Raw genomic sequence first — 21,831 nt, 5'->3', positions numbered from 1 at the left:
CAGTCATACTTGAGAATGTCGGGAGTGGCGGCCATGGGCAAGTTGCAGGGAAAGGTGGCGGTCATCACCGGCGGCACCGCGGGGATCGGACTGGCCACGGCAAAGCTCTTCGTCAGAGAGGGCGCTTATGTCTTCATCACGGGCCGCCGCCAGAAAGAACTCGACGATGCCGTGAAGGCAATCGGCAGCAACGTATCCGGCGTTCAGGGTGACGTCGCCGAACTGGCGGACCTTGACCGCCTCTACGAGACCGTCAAGACAAAGGGGCGAATCGATATTGTTTGCGCCAACGCCGGTCTAGGTGAGTTCGCTTCGCTGGAAGACGTCACGGAAGAGCATTTCGACAAAATTTTCAACATCAATGTGAAGGGTGCGCTCTTCACGGTGCAAAAGGCCCTACCGCTATTGAACGATGGCGCTTCTGTCATTCTCATGGGCTCCGTTGCGAGCGTCAAGGGAACCTCCGCGTTCTCGGTCTACGGTGCGAGCAAGGCTGCCATCCGAAATTTCGTCCGAGGGTGGACAGTGGAACTGAAGGATCGCCGTATCCGTTGCAATGTCCTCAGTCCTGGCCCGATCGAAACGCCGCTTGTGGCGATGCAACCTCAAGACGCCATCGCGAAGATCGCGTCCACCATTCCGATGGGCCGTATGGGGGAGCCTGATGAAGTTGCCAAGGCGGCGCTATTTCTGGCCTCGGATGACTCCAGCTTCGTCACGGGAATCGAACTGTTCGTCGATGGCGGCAGAGCGCAAATCTAATACCGCAACGACGCATCTGATCTGTCGTTCAGTTCGCGGGGCCGTCGTGGCCACATGCCGGCGTAGAGCTTCAGATTCAGACCCACACCCCAAGACGGGGATACAGATGAGTGCCTGTCGAGTCGCGCAGGTGACTGCCATCGGCGGGCCGTTCGAGATCATTGATCGTGAAGTGCCACAGCCGGCCCCGACCAGGTACGGGTTGCATGGGAGGTACGGGTTGCACGGGTTGTCGTGCGCGTCGGCGGAATCTGCCACAGCCACAGTGTTTTCGTGACCGCCAAGTTCCCGCCCAGCTCAGAGTCCCAGGGGTGATTCTGGGAGGTGGGATTTCCTTTCTCTCCAAGGAGCCTGACCGATGGACGTGTCCTGCCAGTTCGCCACATCTCTGCACTCTCCCGAACACATCGCCGTCGCTGAGCAGTTGGGCTACCACCGCGCCTGGCTCCACGACACCCCCGCCCAAAGCCCCGACGTCTGGGCGATGCTCGCGCTGGCCGCCGAACGCACCCACCGCATCGGCCTCGCCCCCGGTGTCCTCGTCCCGACGCTCCGCCATCCGATGGTCAACGCCTCCGGCGCCGCCACCCTCGCCGCCCTCGCACCCGACCGAGTGGCCCTCGCCTTCGGCACCGGCTTCAACGGCACGCGCGCCCTCGGCGCACCCCCGGCCACCTGGTCCTACCTCAGCAGGTACGTCCGGACGGTACGCAGTCTGCTGCACGGTGACACCGTGGAATGGGACGGCGCTCCCATGCGCATGATGCATCCCGGCACGAACGCACCGCAGCGACCCATCGACATCCCTGTGCTGGTATCAGCTATCGGCCCCAAAGGTCTCGCTGTTTCCCACGAGATCGCTGACGGCCTGTTCACCGTCAACGGCGAAACTGCCCACGCCCACGAATTCACCTGGGCCGCCCTAGCCATCCACGGCACCGTCCTGAGCGAAGACGAACCACTCGATTCCCCCCGCGTCCGCGCCGCCGCCGGCCCCGGCAACGCACTGGCCTACCACGCCGCCTACGAATTCGGCGGCGACCCCACCACCCTCCCCGGCGGACAAGCCTGGCTCGATGCGATCACCGCCCATCCCCGCACCGAACGCCACCTCGCCGTACACGATCAGCACCTCACCGACCTCAACGCAGCGGACAACGCCGCCTGGAACGCCGGAAGCTGGCAGGCAATCACCTCCACCACCGTCACCGGCACCCCCGACCGCATCCGAGACCAGCTCAGCGCCTACGCACGAGACGGCATCACCGAAATCGTCTACCAGCCCACCGGTCCCGACATCCCCGGCGAACTCGAACGCTTCATCTCCATCGCCCGCGACGTATAGCTGAATTGCCGGTCATCGTGGGGACGGGGGGTGATCGCTTACGGTGATTTTGCGGGCCGCCGCGCACGCTAGAAGACGGCATCTCGCGGATGCTCTCTCGACCTGCGTATGTGGAACCGTAGGAAACCCTCGTCGTTCCAGTTCAGTGGGCATACGTGTCGTCAAGTTCAGTGCTTGGAACGGCAATTGATCGGTGGAACGAGGCTAGCTGTCAGGGGCCGGTCACGGGTGTGGGGTGCCGACGGAGTGCTGGGGCTTCCAGCCCCAGGTGGTGAGCATGCCGGGGGAGAGGGCGGCGGAATCAGGGGAGGACAGGGCGTGCCGGGCCCGTTCGAGCTGTGGCTCGTCGACCTGGCCCGTCGCCAGGATGGCGCCCCGGGTGCGCTCCCAGGTGTCGGCCCAGAAGCGATTGAGCGGACTGTCGGGGAGCAGCGGCGGTACGTGGATTTCGGCGGCCACCGAGTGCAGGCTCTCCTCCAGAAGGAAGTACGGGTACTCCGGTACCCAGGAGATGTCCGTGCCGATGGTCTGCCGTAGCGCCTGCCACATCGCGCGCATGACCACGGTGTACGGGGTGGCCGGCGCGGAGGCGGTGGTCAGATCGACGGCGTCGCTGAGCACCAGCACTCCACCTGGGACGAGCAGGGAAGCCAGGCCGGCGATCATGCGCCGCCAGGAGCGCAGATGCATCAGGACGAAGCGGGCGTGGACGAGGTGGAAGCGGCCGGGGTCGAAGTCCGGTGCGGTGATGTCGGCGGTCTGGACCACCAGCCCTGGTGGGTGGTCGGCCGGCAGGAGCCGGGTGTCCCGGTCAACGGCGAGGACGGAGGTGACACCCGCCGACTCCAGCAGCCACCGCGCTACGGTGCCGGTCCCGGCTCCGACGTCCAGGCAGTGCCAGCCGGGGCCGGCGCCCAGTGCCGTCAGCCGTGCCGCGGTCACCTCGTCGTAGGCGAGCGCACCCAGATCGATGCGGGCGGCCTCGCCGGTCTCCTCCGGGCGGAAGGCGTCCTCGCCGTAGCGCCCGGTATGCCCATGCCGCACCACTCCAGTATGACCGCGAGGGTCAGAGCTTGCCTGCCGTGGTGACTGGCGCTGGCGTGCGACCCGCCATCCGGATGGTCGGCCCGTTGGCGATGCGACCGATACTCAGGGCCCGTACGCGGCGGGAGGTCGCGCCTCGGGGGCCCCGGTCCGTACCCCGCCACCGGACCCCATGGATCAGTCTCGCCTGCCGGTTGCCGGCCTACCCACCCCGGCAACCGCAACCGGCAACCGGCAACACCCGTTCCAGCAGCGCCCATTGTTCATGCGACAGGTCCCCACGTGCCATGAACTTGATCATCCCGGGCTGACCTCACCCAGGCCAGCCAGTTCCCAGACCCGTGCTGGGGATTCCAGGCAACCTTTGGCCTGCTCAGTGGGCATACAACAGTCAAGGGGAGGGCAACAGCGCTGTTGCCTTGCCGGTGCGGCGTCGGCGTGGCCACCACGGCGGCGGTCCCGAGCCCACGATCCTCGGCTACCGCGCCGCAACGCCCGAGGGCCTGCTCCCGCTCGGCCGGGTCGTCGACCTCCCTCACACCCGGATCGTCGACCTCTCTCACACCCGGATCGTCATCGGCGGCTGTCTAGGCCCGGCGCGGACCGCGCAGCCCAGGCAGACTCCTGCGCTGGCGGTCCTCATGATCGTCGGGCGGCGATCACGTTGTCCTGGTCGACGTCAGGAGCTCGTGAGGATGACGAGCTGCTGGGTCGCCCGGGTCATCGCGACATAGCGGTCGACCGCTCCTTCGACCCCCTTACCGAACTCCTCCGGGTCGACGAGGACGACCAGGTCGAACTCGAGCCCCTTAGAGAGCTCCGGGGTCAGCGACCGGACGCGGGGCGTCGCTCGGAACGTGGGATCGCCGATGACGCAGGCGATCCCGTCGGCATGCGCAGCGAGCCAGGTGCCGAGGATCGCGTCCAGATCCGCAACAGATCCGTGGACGACGGGGATGCCGCTGCTGCGGATGGAGGTCGGCACATTGGCGTTCGGGAGCTCGGCTCGGATGACCAGCTCGGCCTCCGCCATGACCTCTTCCGGCGTGCGGTAGTTGATGCTCAGGGAGGCCACGTTGATCCGGTCGAGCCCGATCCGCTCGAGCCGTTCCTGCCAGGACTCCGTGAACCCGTGCCTGGCCTGGGCACGGTCCCCGACAATCGTGAAGCTCCGGGACGGGCAGCGGAGCAGCAGCATCTGCCACTCCGCGTCGGTCAGTTCTTGCGCCTCGTCCACGATGATGTGCGCGAACGGGCCGGCGAGCAGGTCCGGTTCGGTACTGGGCAGTGCGGTCTCGTCGACCAGGCTGACCCCGGCGTCCTCACCGCGCAGCATCGTCACCAGGCCTTCGCCGTCGTCACCGTCGGCGCCGGAGTCGGCCGCGGCGTCGATCAGGTTGTCGACGACCTGCGCCATGCGCTCGCGCTGGGCGGCGAGGATGGCCTCGTCCCGACGCTTGCGCCGTGCCGCCTCCGGGTCGCCGAGCCGCTGCCGTGCCGCGTCCAGGAGCGGCAGGTCGGAGACCGTCCAGGCCTGGGCGTCCTCGCGCTGCAGCTTCCGAATCTCGTCGATGCTGAGCCAAGGAGCGCACTTGCGCAGGTAGGCGGGTACCGACCACAGGTCGCCGACGAGGTCGGTCGGTTCGAGCATCGGCCACGCGCGGTTGAGGGTCCCGACCAGCTCCCTGTTCTGCTGCAGCGACCTGCGGAACAGGTCGGGCGAGACGTCGTCATCGCCGTCGGCGTCGCCGTCGTGCTTGTCCAGCAGGATCGTGACCAGTTCCGCCCAGATCTGGTCGCGCGCTTCGTTGTGCGGAGTACCTGGTTCCGGTGCGTCGAACGCCGCGGCCCAATCGTCGGCGCTCAGCCAGATGTCGGACCAGTGGGTCGAGACGGTCATCCCCTTGGTGGGCGGCTCTTCGTAGATGCCGACGGCAGGCTCTATCGCCTTCACCATGTTCGCGGACGACTTCAGACGGGCCACGTCCGGGTCGCTCTCGAGCGCTGCTCCGGCTCCCTCGGCGACGAGGTCCCGCACGGTGCAGGTCTGCACGCCCTCCTCTCCGAGGCTGGGGAGGACGTCGGCGACGTAGGCCAGGTAGGGCTGGTGCGGACCGACGAACAGTACGCCGCCCCGACGGTGACCGAGACGAGGATCGGAGTAGAGGAGGTGGGCCGTGCGGTGCAGGGCGACGACGGTCTTGCCCGTACCCGGGCCGCCGTCGACGACCAGAGCGCCGCGGGATCCCGCTCGGATGATGGCGTCCTGGTCGGCCTGGATGGTGCCAAGCACGTCGCGCATCCGGTCCGACCGATTGCTGCCCAGGCTGGCGATGAAGGCGGATTGGTCGTCGAGCGCGGCATGCCCTTCGAGCCCGTCGGCGGTGAACACCTCGTCCCAGTAGTCGCTGATCCGGCCGCGGGTCCAGCGGTACCTGCGGCGGCTGGCCAGGCTCATCGGGTTGGCGTGGGTCGCCGCGAAGAACGGTTCAGCCGCGGGGGAGCGCCAGTCGAGCAGCAGCCGACGGCCCGAGCTGTCGGTGAGGCCGAGTCGTCCGATGTACACGGGCTTGGCGGCGTCCGCGCTGACGATGCGCCCGAGGCACAGGTCCAGGCCGAAGCGACGCAAGGCGCGCAGGCGACCGGTCAGCCGGTGGATCTCCGTGTCCCGGTCCATCGCCGCCCGGCCGATGCCGCCGGGAGCCCTGCGCTCGGCCTCGAGGCGGTCGGACAGCTCGGCGATCGCTTGCTCGAGGCTCTCTGCGATGGCCGCGAAGTGTTGCTCGTCGCCGTCGATCAGCGCCGGATCGGCCTTGTGGGAGAGGCGGTCGGGAAGGTCGAACGCGGTGGTGGTCAGGGGGTTCATGTCATCAGCTCCGATCCGTGGTCGCTGCCGCGACGTTCGACGGCGCGCACACCCGCATCTCGGTGTCGAGTGCCCGCACCCGCAGTGCGCGTCCCACCACCGACTCGACTTCACTGCACGATCCATAAACCGACAACAGCGCACACACTTCGCGAATCTCTCATTTCTGCAGGTTCTGGCCTCGGCCCGCGATTGTGCCCCACGACCAGGGCCTTGCCGCAAGCCCCCCAGTGCGCTATAAGTTGAAAGTGGCAAGGAGTGGGTACTCCTCCCTGCCTTCCCGGCGCGACACCGGCTCAGGTCCGCGTCGGCGGTGGTGCCGGGCAGCGGGTGGGCCGCGGCGACCACCAGGCGGTTGTCGGCATCGATGTCGATGATGACCTGTACGTTTACGAGAGCCGGTAGTGACGTGAGGAGGCGCCGCCCTTCCGGTCGGGGACCGGGATCAACGGGCCGTCCTCGCTCCACAACCGTTCCAGCGCGTCGGCTGGGTGCAAGGCCGGTTCCAGGGCCAGAAGCGGCCGGTCCGCCAGCGGCAGGCGCCAGGGCCTGACACCATCACCGGGGCCGTTCCCGCCACGCTCGCGCACGACCCCCCAACTCACCGCGAGCTGACCCGACTTGGATGCAGGTCGATCTGATCCTGAGCCACCTGGGCGTCGGTGAAACCGGCCCCGAACCGGCACTCCCCTCGCCGACGTGCTGGGACGCGCAGATCCACAGGCATCCGCATGACCTGACCGAGTGGTGCACAGGCGGCACTTGATCCGCCACCTCTCCACAAGATCATTCACGCAACTGCGGTCAGAGCCCTGAAATTCCCCAGCCCTGTGCACCCTGCGCCGGACCCTGTTCGCCAGACGTGCTCTCGTTCCCCATCCCGTGGGGTGGGGAACGTCGGTGAGGCGAATGCGCCCGGCCGAGGGCGCGGGAGCGGGCCAGCCGCTCAGCCGTGCGGGCGGAGGTGGATCTCCAGTCCGTTCGTCCCGGGTGCCTCCACGCCCGGCAGCAGCCGCATGTCGCGGTCGTAGTCGCCGCCGACGAGCGACCGGAACGGGACCGGCTCGTCCGTGAAGAGCCCGTCGAGCCGTTGCCCGTACTCCCGCTGCGCCGCCGCGAACCGCTCCGTGGGCAGCTCGTTGGCGCCGTACACCGCGAACGGTTCGAGCGGCGCCATGCCGGTGAACCAGAACAGGCCGTGCTGCACCGGATGGAGGACGTCCGCGAGCCGCCCGTGGATGCCCCGGTCGGAGAACCCCGACTCCTGGGCGCCGATCGTCGCCGACACCAGCGCACGCCGCCCCGCCAGGGCGCCCTCACTGTAGGGCGGGCCGACTGCCGGGCCGTGAGCGAACCCGAAGGTGAACACCCGGTCGAACCAGCCCTTGAGTATCGCGGGCACGGAGAACCACCACAGCGGGAACTGCAGGATCACCGCGTCCGACCAGCGCACCTTCTCCTGCTCGGCCGCGATGTCGGGCGAAAGCCGGCCCGCCAGCGTGGCCCGCTCGTGGGCGGCCAGCACGTGCAGCCGCTGGTCCGCGGGGTGGTCGGGGACGTCGTCGGCGTCCAGCGCCGCCTTCCACTTCATCGCGTAGAGGTCGGACACCCGTACCTCGTGCCCTGCCGCGCGCAAGTGCTCGACCGCGAAGGCGGTCAGAGAGGAGTTGAGCGAATGGGGTTCGGGGTGGGCGCTGACGACGAGGATCTTCTTTTGCCGCTGCTGCTGCGGCGTGGCATCGGTCATGCCGTCACGTTCTCGCAGGCCCGGACGGGTAGCCAGCACCCCGTTCGGCCGGTGGACCCCCGGTCCTGGTACTGCGAGGACCACCCATACTTGAGCGCATGGACGGCGTGGACCAGATCAAGCAGACAGACGGCATAGCCAACCCCACCGAGAACGGCGACGGAATCGATCGCACCAGGAACGCCGACCGGATCGACGGGGTCGACGGGATCGGCGACACCCGGCGGGCACTCGGCGGCTTTCTGCGCGCCCGCCGTGGGCGCGTCGCGCCGGAGCACGTCGGGATCGCCGGCGGCGGCCGTCGGCGCGTGCGCGGGCTGCGCCGCGAGGAGTTGGCCCAGCTGGCTGGGATCAGCGTGGACTACTACGTACGCCTCGAACAGGGCCGGGCCACCCAGCCGTCCCCCGAGGTGCTCGATGCACTCGCCAGGGCGCTCGGCCTGGACGCGGCAGAGCGCAGGCACCTGGCCACCCTGGCCGGCGCCCGGCGCGAACCCGCGCCCAAGGCCCGGGTCAGCTCCGTGCTCCAGCGGGCCCTGGACGCCATGGCCGACCTCCCGGCCTTCGCTACGAACCACCGCCTCGACGTGGTGGCCTGGAACGGTCTGGGCGCCGAACTGATCGGCGGCCTGGGCGACCCGGGCCGCCGCGGCCGGAACAACGCCAGGTACCTCTTCCTCGACCCCGCCTCCCGGCTCGTCCACCCCGAGTGGGAGGACAGGGCAGCCGAGTCCGTAGGCCAGCTGCGGGTCTCCGCAGGGCGTTACCCCGACGACGCGGAACTGGCCGCACTCATCACCGAACTATCCGCGCACAGCGCCGAGTTCCGGCGAATCTGGGCCACCGGCGAGATCGTCATGTGCGCGGCGGGGCGCAAGCGGCTGCGGCACCCGGAGGCCGGTCTGCTCACCCTGGACTTCGAGACCCTGCACGTGCCGGCCGCGCCCAGCGAGACGGGCCTGGTGGTGCACGTGTTCAGTGCTGAGCAGGACAGCCAGGACGCCGTTGCCCTCGCCAGGCTGGCCGTACGGCTGTAACGGAGGCGTCCGGCCTGCCGAAGTCGGGCAGGGAGTCCCCAGGTGCGGCGGGCGGTGCGGATGTCGTTCAGTGGCTTGGTGCCGTTCGGGTTGGTCCTCGGCCTGGGCAACAGCTTCGGCCTCTCCGGTTCGGTGGTGGGGGAGTGCTCTCGGACGCGCTGCTGGAGGCAGTCGTAGCCGAGGGTGAGGACCTCGCCGGGGCGGCGGCCGGTGTCGGTCGACAGCCCGGTGGCAACCGGGTCTCGGTACTGTTCATCGCCTCCAGCTCGTCGCGGTGGGCGCACAGTTGGCGCAGCACCTCCTCGGGCAGGTCGCGGCAGGCCTCGGTGTCCTCCGGCTCGTCGGGCATTTCGTTCGGCGGGAGCGGTGAAGTCGGGTGGCATCCCGTCCAGCAACTGGCCTGACTCGGTGAGTACCAGGGTGCGTGGCCCTGGTGTCTCCTGTGCGACTTCGCGCGGTCTGCCGGTTTCGGCAGCGCGGAGTTTTCGACGGCATCATGCTCTTGGGGCCGCTGTCGTAGACCTCATCCCCGGTGCCCCAGCCCCTGTGATGTCAGGCGCCCAGGAGCCGTCCGGTCATCGTGCGGGCCAGTTCCGGCCTGGTCACGAAGCCGGTGAGGGTGTCCTTGCTGAGTCCTGCTGCCTGGCAGCGGTCCGGGGCGCACGTCCACGAGCGCGGAACGGACAACTCCCGGTAACCGGGCGAACCGTCCCGCGATCCGGCCCACGGCCTCCTCGAACGCCTCCAGCCATCGGGCGGGATCTATGCGGTGACCTGCGGCCACCATTGCCTCGTCTGCCTCGTCTGCCTCGTCAGTCCATACGACTCACGATGATCAACGGTGGCCGCACTCGTCTGCCCACCGGACCCGGCCACCAAAATCACGAGCTACGAACGTTCTGTGAGCAACTCCGCCAGGCGGTCGGCGAATTCGGTGAGCCAGTCCCGTCGTGCTCCGCCGCGGGAGATACGGAAGCCGTGGCGGCGGCCCCAGAACGCAGCCTGGATGGCATGGAATTGGGCCCAACGCTGGACGCGCTCGCGGTCGAGTTCTGCGGAGTCGGCGAAGACGTCCAGTACGCGGTGGACAGCCTTGCGCAGGTCGTCCGCTTCGAGGAGCGTCAGCGCACGTGACTTGAGCAGTGTGCCGCCGTCGTAGGCGGGGTCTCCTGCGTACCCCTTGGGGTCGACAGCCAACCACGGCTCGCGGCCGGCGCGCAGGATGTTCCGGGCATGGAGGTCGCCATGGATGAGGGTGTCCGGCTGGAGGCGGCCCAGTTCCCGGACGGTCGCCAGGGCGGCATCCAGCACATGGCGCGACAGCGTATGTGCCAGTTCCTCGGCGTCCTCGCGTATCTGCTCCTCCCAGGCGTCGGCCTGCTCTCGTAGCCGGGGCAGGCCGGGCGGTGCGGGGATGGCCAGGCGGCGATTGAGCCGCCCGGCGACTGCCACCACCTCGTCGCCGTCCTCAACCTCCGCCAGAGTCGATGTCTGAGCCCGCTCCAGCAGCATCGCGAACCGCTCGTCATCGCGCTCATGCAGCAGGACGGCGCCACACCCGGCCCACGCCGCCAATGCGTCCGGCTCATGGACGTTGCCGGGATGTGGAAACGACACCTTCAGCACAGCGGTTTCCTCTGCCCGCCGCCGCACCGGGACGATGAGGCCAACGCCCCCGTGCATGACCTCGCCATCCGGCACGCACCCCCAGCGTCCCCGCAACTCCGCCACGATCCCGGGCAGTTCGACGAGCCACGCCGCTCCGGCCTCCCCCTCGCGCTCGATGGTGCTCCGTGTGAACTCCTCTGGCATCGCGGTCATCCCGGCACCATACGCACCGGCCGCCGCAACCACCCAGCCCAAGCCGACAGCCACCGCCGCCTGGCAGACCTCCCACCATGAAGATCACGATCTGCGGCTGGAGTCTAGTGATCTGAGTCGGAGATTCATCGATGGTTGTAGTTGGTTGTATTTGGTTGTACGTGACTTGTGTGACTCGTCCTGGACCCAGGATTCCGCAGTTGTCGGTAACTGATGCCCAGCGGACTGTGCTTGAGGGGTGGGTGCGTCGGCGCTCGACGGCTCCGGCGTCGGCTGTGCGGTCGCGGATTGCGCTCGAGTGCGCGTATTGAGCACGCGAGGAAGGTGGACGTGGAGGTGCTCGGCGCGCTCGTACGACAGTCAGCCGCGGCCGGTCTGGGGGCCGAGGCCGGCGGCTGTGGGTGTGCGGAGATCATGTCGCCGCGACGGTTGACCCTGACGCAGGGGCAACCTCTCAGCATGGTCGGCATGACCACGAGAACCAGTGCGATCGAGGTCGCCGGACTGCGCAAGGCGTACGGCGACCATGAGGTAGTCGGCGGAGTCGACCAGAGACCTCACCAACGGACGATCACCGACATGCCGACTGGCGACGAAGGGGAGCGGATCGAGAGAGGCGACGACGGGGAGCGGATAGAGAGAGGCGACAGGACGATGCGGCACTTCACGGTCCACCACGACGGCGTCACGATCCCGGTATCCCGCGGTGGCCGGGGACGGCCGCTGGTCCTGTGCCCCGGCCTGAACTCGACGCAGGCCGACCTGCGCGACCTGACCGAGCTGCTGCGGCGCGACCACGACGTGGTGACCTTCGACCTCAGGGGCCATGGCCTGGCCTCGGCCGCCGACCGGTACTCCTTCGAGGCGTTCCTCGGCGATTTCGTTGCCGTGCTGGCGGAGCTGCGCCGCCTCGACCTGCCCGAGGCGCCCGTACTCGTGGGCTACTCGCTGGGCGCGGACCTGGTCGTGCACTACGCCTCCGAGTGCCCTGACGCCGTCGCCGGGCTTGTCCTCATCGACGGGGCGAACCCGTTGCCCGAACCGTTCATCACCGACGCTGACCTGGCGGAATTCCGCACGATGGCGGAGGACCTGGCGACCCAGCAAGAGGCCGAGCGGGCCAGGGGCACTGCGCGTCAGGTGTCGCTCACCGCACAGGACATCCACGACCTGAACCTCGAGATCGATGTGGTCCGGTCCGGAATCCTCGACCGGTACCGGAAGATCGACCGCCCCATCAGCATGATCATGTCGACCTCGATCGCCGGCGACAGCGACGAAGGGCGTGCACCGCGGCACAACCAGCTCTGGCACGCCGGCATCGAGCGACTCGTCCGCGAGCGGCCGCACATCTCCACGTCCTGGCTCGACGCCGATCACCGGCTGGTCTTCACCCACGCCCCGGACATCGCGGAGATCATCCGGAGCGCACATCACCCAGCCGGCAGGCCGATTTCTTGAACAACTCCCAGGAGACTGGTCCGATGCTGACCATCGGCGAGCTGGCGTCGTACGCCGGAGTCACGGTGCGCGCGGTGCGGCACTATCACGCCAAGGGGCTGCTGCCGGAGCCGGAGCGGGACCACTCCGGCTATCGGAGGTACGGCGCCGGCGCCGTGGTCGAGCTGATCAAGATCCGGACCCTCGCCGAGGCCGGGGTCCCGCTGACGCGCGTGCGGGAGCTACTACAGGCCGACGAGGAGAAGTTCGCCGCGGCGGTCGCAGACATCGACAAGCAGCTGCGGGCGGAGATCCGGGCGCGGCAGCGGCACCGCGAGCGGATCGCGCGCCTCGCCGCCGGGGACAACCTGGCCCTGCCCCAGGAGGTGGTCGAGTTCCTCGACCGACTGCGGGCGCTCGGGGTCGACGAGCGGATCGTCCAGGTCGAACGCGACGGCTGGATCCCGCTGGCCGCGCACTCACCCGAGCGAGTCCCGGAATGGATGGCACGCAAGCGAGAGCAGATCGCCGACCCGCAGCTCATCGACTTCTATCTCACCCTGGGCCAGGCACTCGACCGCACCGACGACGACCCAATGCTGGGCGAGCTGGCCGACAAACTGGCCGCCTACATCACGCAGATGGCCGACGAGCAGGGCGAGGACTACGTAGACGATGCCGACATCGAGCCACCGTTCGTCAAGCTGATGGACACCTTGGCGTTCGACTCCGCGCCGCCGGCCCGTCGACTGATCGAGCTGCTGAAGAAGCGAGGCTGGACGGGCTGGACCAAGCTTGAGCGCGTGGATCCCACACGGGGTGCGGCCGGAACACGGCAGGAAGACACTGTGGTGCAGCGTTCCCGGCGTGAGCGGTGACGGCGGGCGGAGGCATCCTCACCACGACGCGCCGGGACCACACGTACCGTGACGCACGCGAGGCCTTCTCTTGATTCAGTTGCCTGGTCGCTGCTGATCCTGGAAGGCCCACTCCGTCTCGCCCCCGCGCTACGCCGTGGACGCGGACACGGAGAGACGGCTCACCCAGGTCCCTCTACGCGACCCAAAAAAGATTTGGACGGCGATGTCGAGAACCCGTGACTGGCTCCGTCCCCGTAGTGAACGCGGCCAGAATGGGTCGCACCAGTACCGAGGAGAACCACGATGGCCAAGTACTTGCTGCTCAAGCACTACCGCGGCGCCCCGGCTGCGAACAACGACGTGCCCATGGACCAGTGGACGCCGGAGGAGATCTCGGCCCACGTGCAGTACATGAACGACTTCGCGGCCCGGCTCGAGGGGACCGGCGAGTTCGTCGACGGTCAGGCGCTCGCCCCCGAGGGGACCTGGGTCCGGTACGACGGTGAGGGGCGCCCGCCGGTCACCGATGGCCCGTTCGCCGAGACCAAGGACCTCATCGCCGGCTGGATGGTGATCGACGTCGACAGCTACGAGCGCGCCGTCGAGCTGGCCGGGGAGCTGTCGGCCGCCCCCGGGGCGGGCGGGAAGCCGATCCACGAGTGGCTCGAGCTGCGCCCGTTCATGGGCTCGCAGCACACCATCATGGAATGACCTCGTCGATGAACGAGGCCCTGATCCGGAGCCTGACGCCGAGCGTGCTCGCTGTCCTCGTCCGCCGCGGAGCCGACTTCGCGGCGGCCGAGGACGCCGTACAGGACGCGCTGGTCGAGGCGGTTCGCGTCTGGCCGGCCGACCCTCCGCGGGACCCGAAGGGCTGGCTGGTCACCGTGGCCTGGCGCAAGTTCCTCGACGCCACCCGGTCGGACGCCGCCCGGCGGCGGCGTGAGGACCTCGTCGACGACGAACCGGCACCCGGACCCGCGCCCGCGGTGGACGACACGCTCCAGCTCTACTTCCTGTGCGCCCACCCGTCGCTGACGCCGTCGTCCGCGGTCGCGCTCACGCTGCGCGCCGTCGGCGGGCTCACCACCCGCCAGATCGCCCAGGCCTACCTGGTACCCGAGGCGACCATGGCGCAGCGCATCAGCCGGGCCAAGCGCACCGTCGCCGGCGTTGGGGTCTCCCCTGCTCTGGGGGCACCTCCCGGCCGAAGGCTGGGGGAGAAGCCGAGAGCTCGGGGAAGGTTCGACCAGCACGGCGACGTCGCCACCGTGCTGCGCGTCCTCTACCTGGTCTTCAACGAGGGCTACTCCGGCGACGTCGACCTCGCCGCCGAGGCCATCCGGCTCACCCGGCAGCTCGCGGCAGCGATCGACCATCCCGAGGTGGCGGGGCTGCTCGCCCTCATGCTGCTCCACCACGCCCGGCGCGCCGCCCGGACCGCGCCCGACGGCAGCCTGGTGCCGCTCGCCGAGCAGGACCGCGGCCAGTGGGACACTGCGTCGATCGCTGAGGGCGTCGAGATCCTGCAGGCGGCCCTCGCTCGCGACCGGCTGGGCGAGTTCCAGGCCCAGGCCGCCATCGCGGCACTCCACGCTGACGCGCCCACCGCTGAGGAGACCGACTGGGTGCAGATCGTCGAGTGGTACGACGAGCTCGCGCGCCTGACCGACAGCCCGGTCGTCCGGCTCAACCGCGCGGTGGCCGTGGGCGAGGCCGACGGACCGCGCGCCGGCCTGGCGGCGCTCGCGGCACTGGACGACTCACTACCCCGCCACGCCGCGGTGGCGGCGTACCTCCACGAGCGCGACGGCGACCTGGCGGCGGCGGCACGGCTGTACGCCGAAGCGGCCCGAAAGGCACCCAACCTCGCCGAGCGCGACCACCTGACCCGCCAGGCCGCCCGGCTCAACGCCCGCGGGTGTAGCTGACGGGTCGCGCTCGGATTTTCCCGCAGCGTTTGGCGCGGCCCCGTGGCCAGAGCGGTCGCCTCACAGTGAGGAGGCGGGCCGAGAGCAGCTGCACGACGCGTTGCCGGCGGGGAGGCCCAGCGGCGACGACCGGCCTCGTTCCAGTCCCGCAGCCCGCGCCGGCAGGTCATGCTTGAGCCGAAGCCCAGCTCCTGCGGCAGGTGCTCCCACCGGATACCCGGTATGCAGCACGTACAAGATCCCGCACAGCACATCACGGTCAGACAACGGCTTGCGGCCCGGATAGCGGAAGCGCCGCTCACGCTGCGGCGGCAGTGGCGGCAGCAGCGGCAGTGGCAGCAGCGGCTCAAGGCGATCCCACAGCTCATCCGACACGATCCACGGCGGCATCCCCCCACCGGATCGAACGCTCAACTCCCGCGCCGGACACGGTGACCAGGACCGCTCCACCTCATTGCGTAAGCCCTTGTAACCGCGCCACAGCGTGACGCTTGGATCCAGAGGTTCGGACGGGCGGCGCCGGCACGAATGCGGCAAAGAATCCGGGGAAGGCCGGTACGAATCCCGCGAGGAACATCGGGGAATCTTGGGGGAGTTGTAGCGTGAGCCACGGCGATGAGCGACTGTTGCGGCGTCTGTGGCAGAGCGTCGACGGGGGTAGGGATGGAGCTGTCCGGTCTGACGCTTGCGGGCCGTTACCAGTTGCAGGAACTGCTCGGCCGCGGCGGCATGGGCGAGGTCTGGCTGGGGCGCGACTCTTCGGTGCTGCGACGCGATGTGGCCGTCAAGGTGATGCCGTCTCTTGTCGGTTCGGCGGCGGTGCGGCGTTTTCAGCGGGAGGCGTCCACTCTTGCCGGGCTCCAGCATCCCGGGATCACCGTGGTGCACGACGCCGGAGAGCACGACGAGTTCCTGTTCATCGTCATGGAACTGCTGCGTGGTCGCGATCTGGCCCGGATGCTGGCCGACCACCCGGGAACCTTGCCGGTCGGGCGGGTGCTGAACCTCGTCCGGCAGGCCGCCGGGGCTCTGGAGGCCGCGCACCGGTCCGGGGTTGTCCATCGTGATCTCAAACCGGGGAACCTCTTCGTGCAGCCGGGCGATCACCTGAAGATCTGCGACTTCGGGATCGCCCGCTCGGCGAACGCCTCGGTGGCGCTGACCACGGCCGGGGGCATTCTCGGCACGCCGCTGTACATGTCACCCGAGCAATGGCGCGGGAGAGACATCGACGCCCGCACCGACATGTACTCACTGGGCTGCGTCCTGTACGAGCTTCTTGCGGGGCACCCTCCGTTCTCCGCCGAGGGGTCTGTGTTCGCCGTGATGCACCAGCACCTGGAAGAGGTCCCGGCACCGCTGCGCGAGCTACGGCCCGATCTGCCGGAGCAGCTCACGGACCTGGTCTCGGCGCTGCTGGCCAAGGACCCCGCGGAGCGTCCGGACGCGCCGGCCGTGGCCGACCAACTGTCCGGGATGACCGATCATGCCCCCGGTGGTGAGCCGCCGGCCGTGTTCGGTCCCGCGTCCGCCGAGCCGACCGCCCGGCAACGCCCTGGCAGACAGGCCGTCCACGGTGAGCAGTACCGCACCCTGTCCGGCCACCGGAGCGAGGTCTACTTTCTGGAGTTCAGCCCCGACGGCCGCACACTCGCCACCGGGGGATGGGACACATTCGTACGGCTCTGGGACGTGGACAGCGGGGAACCACGCAACCCCCTTCCCATGGGCAGCAACCTCCGAGCGGCCGTCGCCTTCAGCCACGACGGCAGCACGCTCGCCACGGGGTGCGGCAAGTTCATGCGACTGTGGGACGCGCACACGGGCGACCAGCGCCTGACGCTGAAGTATCCGGGATGGGCCACGTCGGTCGCCTGCGTCGCATTCAGCCCCGACGACAGCACCCTTGCGACCGGCGGCAGTGACGGCGCGATCCGCCTGTGGGACGCGCACACCGGTGCACCCGGCCATGTGATGAAGTGGTCCGGAGGCTGGGTGACATCGGTGGCGTTCAGCCCGGACGGACGCAATATCGTCGGCGGCGGCGACGCCAAGACCACGCGCCTCTGGCACGTTCCAACGGGCCGGCTCCGCTGGAAGGTCTCCGGCCGGACCCCTTACACCAGCCTTGAGTTCAGCCCGGACGGTAGCGTTCTGGCGTCGGCCTGTGGCGACACCACCGTGCGTCTGAAAGACGCCCGCACCGGCGAGGACTTGCGGGTGTTGGAGGGGCAGCCAGAAGGCTCGACGGCTGTGGCCTTCACCCCCGACGGCCGTACGCTGGCCAGCGGCGCCCCTGACGGTGTGATCTGCCTGTGGGACACAGTCACGGGCGACCAACTCCTCGCTCTGAACGGGCACGCCGGCCCGGTGTACTGCATGGCCTTCAGCCCCGACGGCCGAACCCTGGCCAGCGGTGGGCGGGACCGGGTGATCCGCCTATGGAACGTGCGCATCCCGTAGAGGGTGCCGTTCGCGGAGCGGATGAGGATGCCTGCGAGGTGCAGTCCGGCCCGAACATACTCGACAGTGATCACCAGGTTGCGGTCACGGGGTCGTAGCGGGGAAGCGCCACTGAGGGGACGACGACCATTTGACGGCTGGCGCTCGCTGACAACCACCTACCCTGGACTCGCCTATCAGCTCGGGCAAATGACGGCTGCGACAATGACGGGTGCCGCTCGCGCGCCAGCACGGCCGGGGTGTCAATCGTCTTCCCGGTCCCTCTGTCTTCCGGCCTCCGCTCCTGGTGCGGCCGCGACTTGCCGGTACCGGCCACTGTCACGATGGTTCCGGGCGGATGCACGGGCCCGGACACGCGTCCAACGAACACCTCTTCGTCCATGGACACATGCTCATGGAGCCACCTGCCGGGCGCCGCAAGCCACGCCAGGGGACTGCCCCAACGGACCTGTCATTCACCCGCCGACGTGGACGGCTGGTCCAGCGGCCGGGTGGTTCAGCCGGCGTTCGCGAGCAGCTCCTCCGAGAGCGTCCACAGGCGCCGGGCGTTGTCCGGGGCCACGGCGTAGCGGGCCACGCCGTGCAGGGTGCCGGTGCGGCGGTCGACGGTCTCGGTCTCATTGCAGTCGACGAAGTACCGGCCGCCGACGCCGTCCAGCAGGGGTGAGGTGGCGAGGAGTACGGAGGTGGCGGCGCCCTGCTCGACCGTCTTGATGAACTCGGCCGGGACCTTGCCGCTGCCGCGGCCGCCGGTGTGGCGTTGGAGGTTGGTGTAGATGGCGCCGGGCATCAGGGCGTTGGCGGTGATGTTGTCGTCGGCCCAGCGGCGGGTGGCCTCCACCGCGAACAGGACGTTGGCGGTCTTGGACTGGCCGTAGGCGAGCCACGGGTCGTAGCGGCGGAAGGCGAAGTGGACGTCGTCCCACACGACCGGGGACTGCTGGTGACCGGTGGAGCTGACGACGACGATGCGGGCGGCGCCGTCGGCGGCGAGCGCGTCGTGCAGGCCCGTGGCGAGCGCGAAATGGCCCAGGTGGTTGGTGGCGAACTGCCACTCCCAGCCCTGTTCGGTGAACTGCTCGGGGCAGGCCATGACGCCGGCGTTGTTCACCAGGACATGCAGCGGGCCCTGCCAGGCCGTGGTGAACGCGGTGACGGACGCCGGATCGGCGAGGTCCAGGTGGGCGACATGCACGTCCTGGTTGCCGGTCGCTTCGGCGATGTCCTTGGCGACGCGCTCGCCGGCCGCCACGTCGCGGACGGCCAGGGTGATGGCCGCCCCCGTACCGGCCAGGACGCGGGCCGTCTCCGCGCCGAGACCGGAGGCGGCGCCGGTGACCAGCGCGCGGCGGCCGGTGAGGTCGATGCCCTGCGCGACCTGCGCGGCCGTGCTGGAGAAACCGTAATGCGTGGTGATGAGGGACATGCGTGAACTCCTCGTGCTTTGCTGCGAGTTGAGGCCGGGGCGGGGGTCTGCTCAGGGGGTGAGCATGCGGTCCTGTTCCACCGGGGGTGTGCCGCCGTGCCAGTCCAGGGCCTTGCCGAAGCGGATCAACTCGCCGTACAGGGCGGGGTCGACGTGCTCGGCAAACACGACGTCGAGCACGGCCCGGGCCGCCTCGGACGGCGACTGGGCCTGGCTGTAGTCGCTGAACCACGGCCGGGAGGTCGCGGTGTCGACCATGCCGGGGCAGACGGAGGCGATCAGGGTGTAGGTCGCGAGGTAGCGCTCGCGGCGTGCGGCGGCGACCGCGCGCACGGCGGCAACCTGAGCCACCTTCGAGGGCACGTTCAGCCAGCGCGGCCAACCCGCCTCTTCTGCAGTGTTGTTGTGCAGGGCGGTGCGCCAGGACTCGACGGCGTACTCGACCTGGTCGAGACTCGCGCCGTCGAACAGGTGGCGCACCCGGGAGTCGAGGTGGCCGAGGGTACCCAGACTGCTGGCCACCACGAGCAGCCGGCCGCCGGGGCGCAGGACCGGGTCGAAGGAGCGCAGGACCGCGTGGGTGGCGGTGTTGGACACGTCGATGAACTCGTCGGCGCGCGCGACCTGCGACTCATCCGGCATCAGGCGGGCGACGGCGTTGGAGATCACCACGTCGACTCCGCCGTACTGGGCCTGCAGTTCGTCGGCGAGCCGGCCGATCGCATCGGTGTCGGTGACGTCCAGGACCCGGCCCCGCACCTGGGCGCGGGTGCCGGGCAGCTGCGCCACCTCGCGGGCGGCATCGGTGACGCGCCGCTCGCTGCGTCCGGTGAGCAGGACCAGGTCGTCCGTTCCCATGCGGGCCGCGAGGCCTTCGACGAGGGCTCGGCCGAGGCCCTGGTTGGCGCCTGTGACGAGGGCGATGCGGGGAGCGTTCATGCCTGCAACGGTAGGAACGCCCCGTCCATGAGTCCAACGAAACTTGCGCACGAGTAGTATGCGCAAACGTCATGGACTTCACGGATGTGTCGCTGACCGCGCTGCGGGTGTTCCGCGCGGTGGCCGAGCACGGGACCTTCACCGCGGCCGCGGCGTCGCTGGGGTACACGCAGTCAGCGGTGTCCCGGCAGATCGCCTCGATCGAGCGGGTCGCGGGCGCCGAGTTGCTGGAGCGACGGCGCGACGGCGTACGGCTGACCGCGGCCGGGCGGGTCGTCATGCGCCGCGCGACGGTCGTGCTCGACGAGATCGACGCGACCGCCCGCGAACTGTCCGGCCTGCCCGAGCAGGGTGGAACCGTGCGCCTGGGCTGGGTCCCCAGCGCCGGCGCGACCCTGGTGCCGCACGCCCTCGCCGCGCTGCGGCGCAGCGATCCCGGCCTGCACGTGGTCAGCCGCGAAGGGGGCACCCCGGCGCTGGTGCGCGCCCTGCGGGCGGGCAGCATCGATCTCGCCCTGCTGGCGTCGGCGCCGCCGTTTCGTGCACCCGACACCGAGTCGCCCCCGCTGGCGCTGCAGACGCTCACGGAGCGTGCCCTCTGCTTGGCTCTGCCCGCGGCGCACCCGCTGGCCCGGGGAGAGTTTGTCGACGTGGCCGACCTGCGCGGACAGCGGTGGATCGCCGGTTCGTCGTCCGGCGCGGACCGGCTCATGGGGGTGTGGCCGGGTCTGGACGAGCGGCCCGAGATCGTGCACACGGCCCGGGACTGGCTGGCGAAACTGCATCTCGTGGCCGCGGGCTGCGGCCTGACCACCGTGTCCTCCGCGCTCGCCCCCGCCGCGCCGCCCGGCGTGCGCATTCTGCCGGTGCGCGGCGGACCCCAGGAGCTGCGGCGCCTGCTCCTGGCCCGGCTTCCCCAGCCGCCGACCGAACCCGTCGTCCGCCTCGCGGCCGCGTTGCGGGCCGCGGCCCTCGGCACCGACACCGTCCCGAATCCGTGACGCACGGCCGCCGGTCGTGTGGTGGCCAGGCCCTCCGGGGTGCCTTGGGCGATCAGCTCGCGGAGGGACTCCACCAGGCGGCGAAGACGCGGAAGACCGGCCTGGGACACCGGCACAGCGATCAGCCGTAGCGTCGATTCCGCTCCTGGCCCCCGCTCGCAAAAGTCCCCTCGGAACCCGCACGTTGTGCGAGGCCCTTCCGAGAGACAGACTGCCGCACTCGTCGCTGATCCGCTGCATCCACGTGATTGTTCGCACGGTCCTGGCCGTACGGGCCCGCTACGCCGAGCTGTGGCGGGAAGTCAGGTGGTGAGGTTCAGGTGCATCACCTGAAGCTCGCGTGTCGCGGCCGGAAGATCGTACTCGGGAGCGGTTGTGGCGTCTTCCCAGTGGCAATACATCTGGCCCGATCGAGTCCAAGCCAGAAGGTCGACAATCTGCGTGAACGTCGACGGAGCGAACAGCGGGAGCAGATCCTCGTCGTCGCCCTCAAGGTATCTCGTGGCACGCAGTTTCCGCCCTGTCAGCAAGCGCAGCCAGGCCGCCGACACGTAGGCCGACTGGGACACAATGTGCCGCTCCGGGTCCTGGTCCTCGGAGTAGCACAGACCCACTTCGGTCAGCTGCTCATGGACCGCATCGACGTCGGTCAGCTCGCCGGCAGCAGCTTTGCGGACTCCCCGCACGGCATCCGCGGTCGAGAGCACGGGCTCATCGCTCAATTCTTCGTCCTCCTGCTCAACGCGGTCGAGCAGGGGAGCGATCAGGCCGTAAAGGCAGGCCACCTGCTCATGCAGGTCCAGCCTTCCAGCGAACTCATCGATAGTTCCCAGCAATTCGGAGTACGTCGTATCCGTCATACAAGCCTGGATAGCACGAGGCACTGACATCCCCTCCAGGGCCTCCCCGCCAGTCAGGCTCCCCATACTTGCAGGGCAGGCAGAGCCGCGCAGGATCGTGGCCTGCTCAGCTTCCTCGGCATCGCTCCAGAAAGATCGTCCTGGATTCCGGAACGCCACCGTGCACCAGGAACACGCGTCAGTGATGGCGTACCTTCCCCCCGCTGCCGCTGCCGCTGCCGCTGCCGCTGCCGCTGCCGCTGCCGCTGCCGCTGCCGCTGCCGCTGCCGCTGCCGCGGCTTGGCTGGAT

General features: G+C 69.3%; 16 protein-coding genes and 2 pseudogenes. 9 read left to right on the top strand and 9 right to left on the bottom strand.

Translation table 11 applies throughout. The features are described from left to right. The first annotated feature begins 33 nt into the window (after positions 1-33). Together ACZ4S3_RS30070 and ACZ4S3_RS30065 are read left to right on the top strand one after the other, a co-directional pair. A complete protein-coding gene (locus ACZ4S3_RS30070) occupies positions 34-762 on the top strand; it encodes an SDR family NAD(P)-dependent oxidoreductase (protein ID WP_467939653.1) in 729 nt (242 codons plus the stop codon). A 358-nt stretch (positions 763-1,120) separates the two neighbouring features. Next, positions 1,121-2,107: an LLM class flavin-dependent oxidoreductase gene (locus ACZ4S3_RS30065; protein WP_467939651.1), complete on the top strand. Its 987-nt coding sequence runs from the start codon at positions 1,121-1,123 to the stop codon at positions 2,105-2,107. A 222-nt stretch (positions 2,108-2,329) separates the two neighbouring features. Here ACZ4S3_RS30065 and ACZ4S3_RS30060 read toward each other — a convergent pair whose 3' ends face one another. The 4 genes and pseudogenes from ACZ4S3_RS30060 to ACZ4S3_RS30045 form a co-directional block, all read right to left on the bottom strand. Beyond that, positions 2,330-3,151 (bottom strand): class I SAM-dependent methyltransferase, encoded by an 822-nt coding sequence (locus ACZ4S3_RS30060; RefSeq protein ID WP_467939649.1) that lies wholly within the window; start codon positions 3,149-3,151, stop codon positions 2,330-2,332. A gap of 679 nt (positions 3,152-3,830) precedes the next feature. Next, on the bottom strand, positions 3,831-6,017 hold the full coding sequence (gene helR, locus ACZ4S3_RS30055; protein ID WP_467939887.1) for an RNA polymerase recycling motor ATPase HelR: 2,187 nt from the start codon (positions 6,015-6,017) through the stop codon (positions 3,831-3,833). A gap of 303 nt (positions 6,018-6,320) precedes the next feature. Beyond that, a pseudogene (locus ACZ4S3_RS30050) lies at positions 6,321-6,607 on the bottom strand (IS5/IS1182 family transposase); the annotation flags it as partial. Positions 6,608-6,963: 356 nt separating this feature from the next. Continuing rightward, on the bottom strand, positions 6,964-7,764 hold the full coding sequence (locus ACZ4S3_RS30045; protein ID WP_467939647.1) for an NAD(P)H-dependent oxidoreductase: 801 nt from the start codon (positions 7,762-7,764) through the stop codon (positions 6,964-6,966). Positions 7,765-7,862: 98 nt separating this feature from the next. Here ACZ4S3_RS30045 and ACZ4S3_RS30040 point away from each other — a divergent pair, with 98 nt between their 5' ends. Further along, the gene (locus ACZ4S3_RS30040; protein WP_467939645.1) at positions 7,863-8,801 is read left to right on the top strand and encodes a helix-turn-helix transcriptional regulator; all 939 of its coding nucleotides are present in this window, start codon (positions 7,863-7,865) and stop codon (positions 8,799-8,801) included. Between the two features lie 888 nt (positions 8,802-9,689). On the opposite strand, the gene ACZ4S3_RS30035 is transcribed toward ACZ4S3_RS30040, so the two are convergent. Beyond that, positions 9,690-10,622 carry an aminoglycoside phosphotransferase family protein gene (locus tag ACZ4S3_RS30035; protein WP_467939643.1) on the bottom strand — a complete coding sequence of 311 codons (933 nt, stop codon included), beginning with the start codon at positions 10,620-10,622 and terminating at the stop codon, positions 9,690-9,692. Positions 10,623-11,090: 468 nt separating this feature from the next. Between ACZ4S3_RS30035 and ACZ4S3_RS30030 the strand changes: the two genes are divergently transcribed. The 4 genes from ACZ4S3_RS30030 to ACZ4S3_RS30015 all read left to right on the top strand — a co-directional run bounded on the left by ACZ4S3_RS30030 (position 11,091) and on the right by ACZ4S3_RS30015 (position 14,853). Beyond that, entirely contained in the window at positions 11,091-12,083 is a 993-nt protein-coding gene (locus ACZ4S3_RS30030; RefSeq protein ID WP_467939641.1) for an alpha/beta fold hydrolase, read from the top strand. Positions 12,084-12,106: 23 nt separating this feature from the next. After that, positions 12,107-12,940, top strand: coding sequence for a MerR family transcriptional regulator (locus ACZ4S3_RS30025; protein ID WP_467939639.1), 834 nt, complete (start codon positions 12,107-12,109; stop codon positions 12,938-12,940). Positions 12,941-13,225: 285 nt separating this feature from the next. Further along, a complete protein-coding gene (locus ACZ4S3_RS30020) occupies positions 13,226-13,633 on the top strand; it encodes a YciI family protein (protein ID WP_467939637.1) in 408 nt (135 codons plus the stop codon). A gap of 8 nt (positions 13,634-13,641) precedes the next feature. Further along, on the top strand, positions 13,642-14,853 hold the full coding sequence (locus ACZ4S3_RS30015; RefSeq protein ID WP_467939885.1) for an RNA polymerase sigma factor: 1,212 nt from the start codon (positions 13,642-13,644) through the stop codon (positions 14,851-14,853). A gap of 128 nt (positions 14,854-14,981) precedes the next feature. Here the strand turns inward: ACZ4S3_RS30015 and ACZ4S3_RS30010 are convergent. Further along, positions 14,982-15,243 (bottom strand): annotated as a pseudogene (locus ACZ4S3_RS30010) (transposase); the annotation flags it as partial. Between the two features lie 273 nt (positions 15,244-15,516). Between ACZ4S3_RS30010 and ACZ4S3_RS30005 the strand changes: the two are divergent. Beyond that, entirely contained in the window at positions 15,517-17,316 is a 1,800-nt protein-coding gene (locus tag ACZ4S3_RS30005; RefSeq protein WP_467939635.1) for a WD40 repeat domain-containing serine/threonine protein kinase, read from the top strand. Positions 17,317-17,812: 496 nt separating this feature from the next. Here ACZ4S3_RS30005 and ACZ4S3_RS30000 read toward each other — a convergent pair whose 3' ends face one another. Together ACZ4S3_RS30000 and ACZ4S3_RS29995 are read right to left on the bottom strand one after the other, a co-directional pair. Then, the gene (locus tag ACZ4S3_RS30000; protein WP_467939633.1) at positions 17,813-18,742 is read right to left on the bottom strand and encodes an SDR family NAD(P)-dependent oxidoreductase; all 930 of its coding nucleotides are present in this window, start codon (positions 18,740-18,742) and stop codon (positions 17,813-17,815) included. Between the two features lie 51 nt (positions 18,743-18,793). After that, positions 18,794-19,681: an SDR family NAD(P)-dependent oxidoreductase gene (locus tag ACZ4S3_RS29995; RefSeq protein WP_467939631.1), complete on the bottom strand. Its 888-nt coding sequence runs from the start codon at positions 19,679-19,681 to the stop codon at positions 18,794-18,796. A gap of 71 nt (positions 19,682-19,752) precedes the next feature. On the opposite strand from ACZ4S3_RS29995, the gene ACZ4S3_RS29990 reads away from it, so the two are divergent. After that, positions 19,753-20,682, top strand: a complete 930-nt coding sequence (locus tag ACZ4S3_RS29990) for a LysR family transcriptional regulator (RefSeq protein ID WP_467939629.1) — start codon at positions 19,753-19,755, stop codon at positions 20,680-20,682. A 302-nt stretch (positions 20,683-20,984) separates the two neighbouring features. Here the strand turns inward: ACZ4S3_RS29990 and ACZ4S3_RS29985 are convergent, their stop codons facing one another. Next, positions 20,985-21,542, bottom strand: a complete 558-nt coding sequence (locus ACZ4S3_RS29985; RefSeq protein WP_467939627.1) for a hypothetical protein — start codon at positions 21,540-21,542, stop codon at positions 20,985-20,987. Positions 21,543-21,831: the final 289 nt, after the last annotated feature.

It is taken from the genome of Streptomyces sp. NPDC028368 (assembly GCF_055565615.1).
The sequence above is the reverse complement of the archived record's forward strand: the minus strand, read 5'-3'. Positions and strand labels throughout refer to the sequence as shown.

Bases quoted from the DNA above. Each gene is read 5' to 3' on its own strand.
- ACZ4S3_RS30040 (WP_467939645.1), top strand. From the start codon at position 7,863: ATGGACGGCGTGGACCAGATCAAGCAGACAGACGGCATAGCCAACCCC.
- ACZ4S3_RS30045 (WP_467939647.1), bottom strand. From the start codon at position 7,764: ATGACCGATGCCACGCCGCAGCAGCAGCGGCAAAAGAAGATCCTCGTC.
- ACZ4S3_RS29985 (WP_467939627.1), bottom strand. From the start codon at position 21,542: ATGACGGATACGACGTACTCCGAATTGCTGGGAACTATCGATGAGTTC.
- helR (WP_467939887.1), bottom strand. From the start codon at position 6,017: ATGAACCCCCTGACCACCACCGCGTTCGACCTTCCCGACCGCCTCTCC.
- ACZ4S3_RS30015 (WP_467939885.1), top strand. From the start codon at position 13,642: ATGAACGAGGCCCTGATCCGGAGCCTGACGCCGAGCGTGCTCGCTGTC.
- ACZ4S3_RS30005 (WP_467939635.1), top strand. From the start codon at position 15,517: ATGGAGCTGTCCGGTCTGACGCTTGCGGGCCGTTACCAGTTGCAGGAA.
- ACZ4S3_RS29990 (WP_467939629.1), top strand. From the start codon at position 19,753: ATGGACTTCACGGATGTGTCGCTGACCGCGCTGCGGGTGTTCCGCGCG.
- ACZ4S3_RS30025 (WP_467939639.1), top strand. From the start codon at position 12,107: ATGCTGACCATCGGCGAGCTGGCGTCGTACGCCGGAGTCACGGTGCGC.
- ACZ4S3_RS29995 (WP_467939631.1), bottom strand. From the start codon at position 19,681: ATGAACGCTCCCCGCATCGCCCTCGTCACAGGCGCCAACCAGGGCCTC.
- ACZ4S3_RS30030 (WP_467939641.1), top strand. From the start codon at position 11,091: ATGACCACGAGAACCAGTGCGATCGAGGTCGCCGGACTGCGCAAGGCG.
- ACZ4S3_RS30065 (WP_467939651.1), top strand. From the start codon at position 1,121: ATGGACGTGTCCTGCCAGTTCGCCACATCTCTGCACTCTCCCGAACAC.
- ACZ4S3_RS30070 (WP_467939653.1), top strand. From the start codon at position 34: ATGGGCAAGTTGCAGGGAAAGGTGGCGGTCATCACCGGCGGCACCGCG.
- ACZ4S3_RS30000 (WP_467939633.1), bottom strand. From the start codon at position 18,742: ATGTCCCTCATCACCACGCATTACGGTTTCTCCAGCACGGCCGCGCAG.
- ACZ4S3_RS30035 (WP_467939643.1), bottom strand. From the start codon at position 10,622: ATGACCGCGATGCCAGAGGAGTTCACACGGAGCACCATCGAGCGCGAG.
- ACZ4S3_RS30020 (WP_467939637.1), top strand. From the start codon at position 13,226: ATGGCCAAGTACTTGCTGCTCAAGCACTACCGCGGCGCCCCGGCTGCG.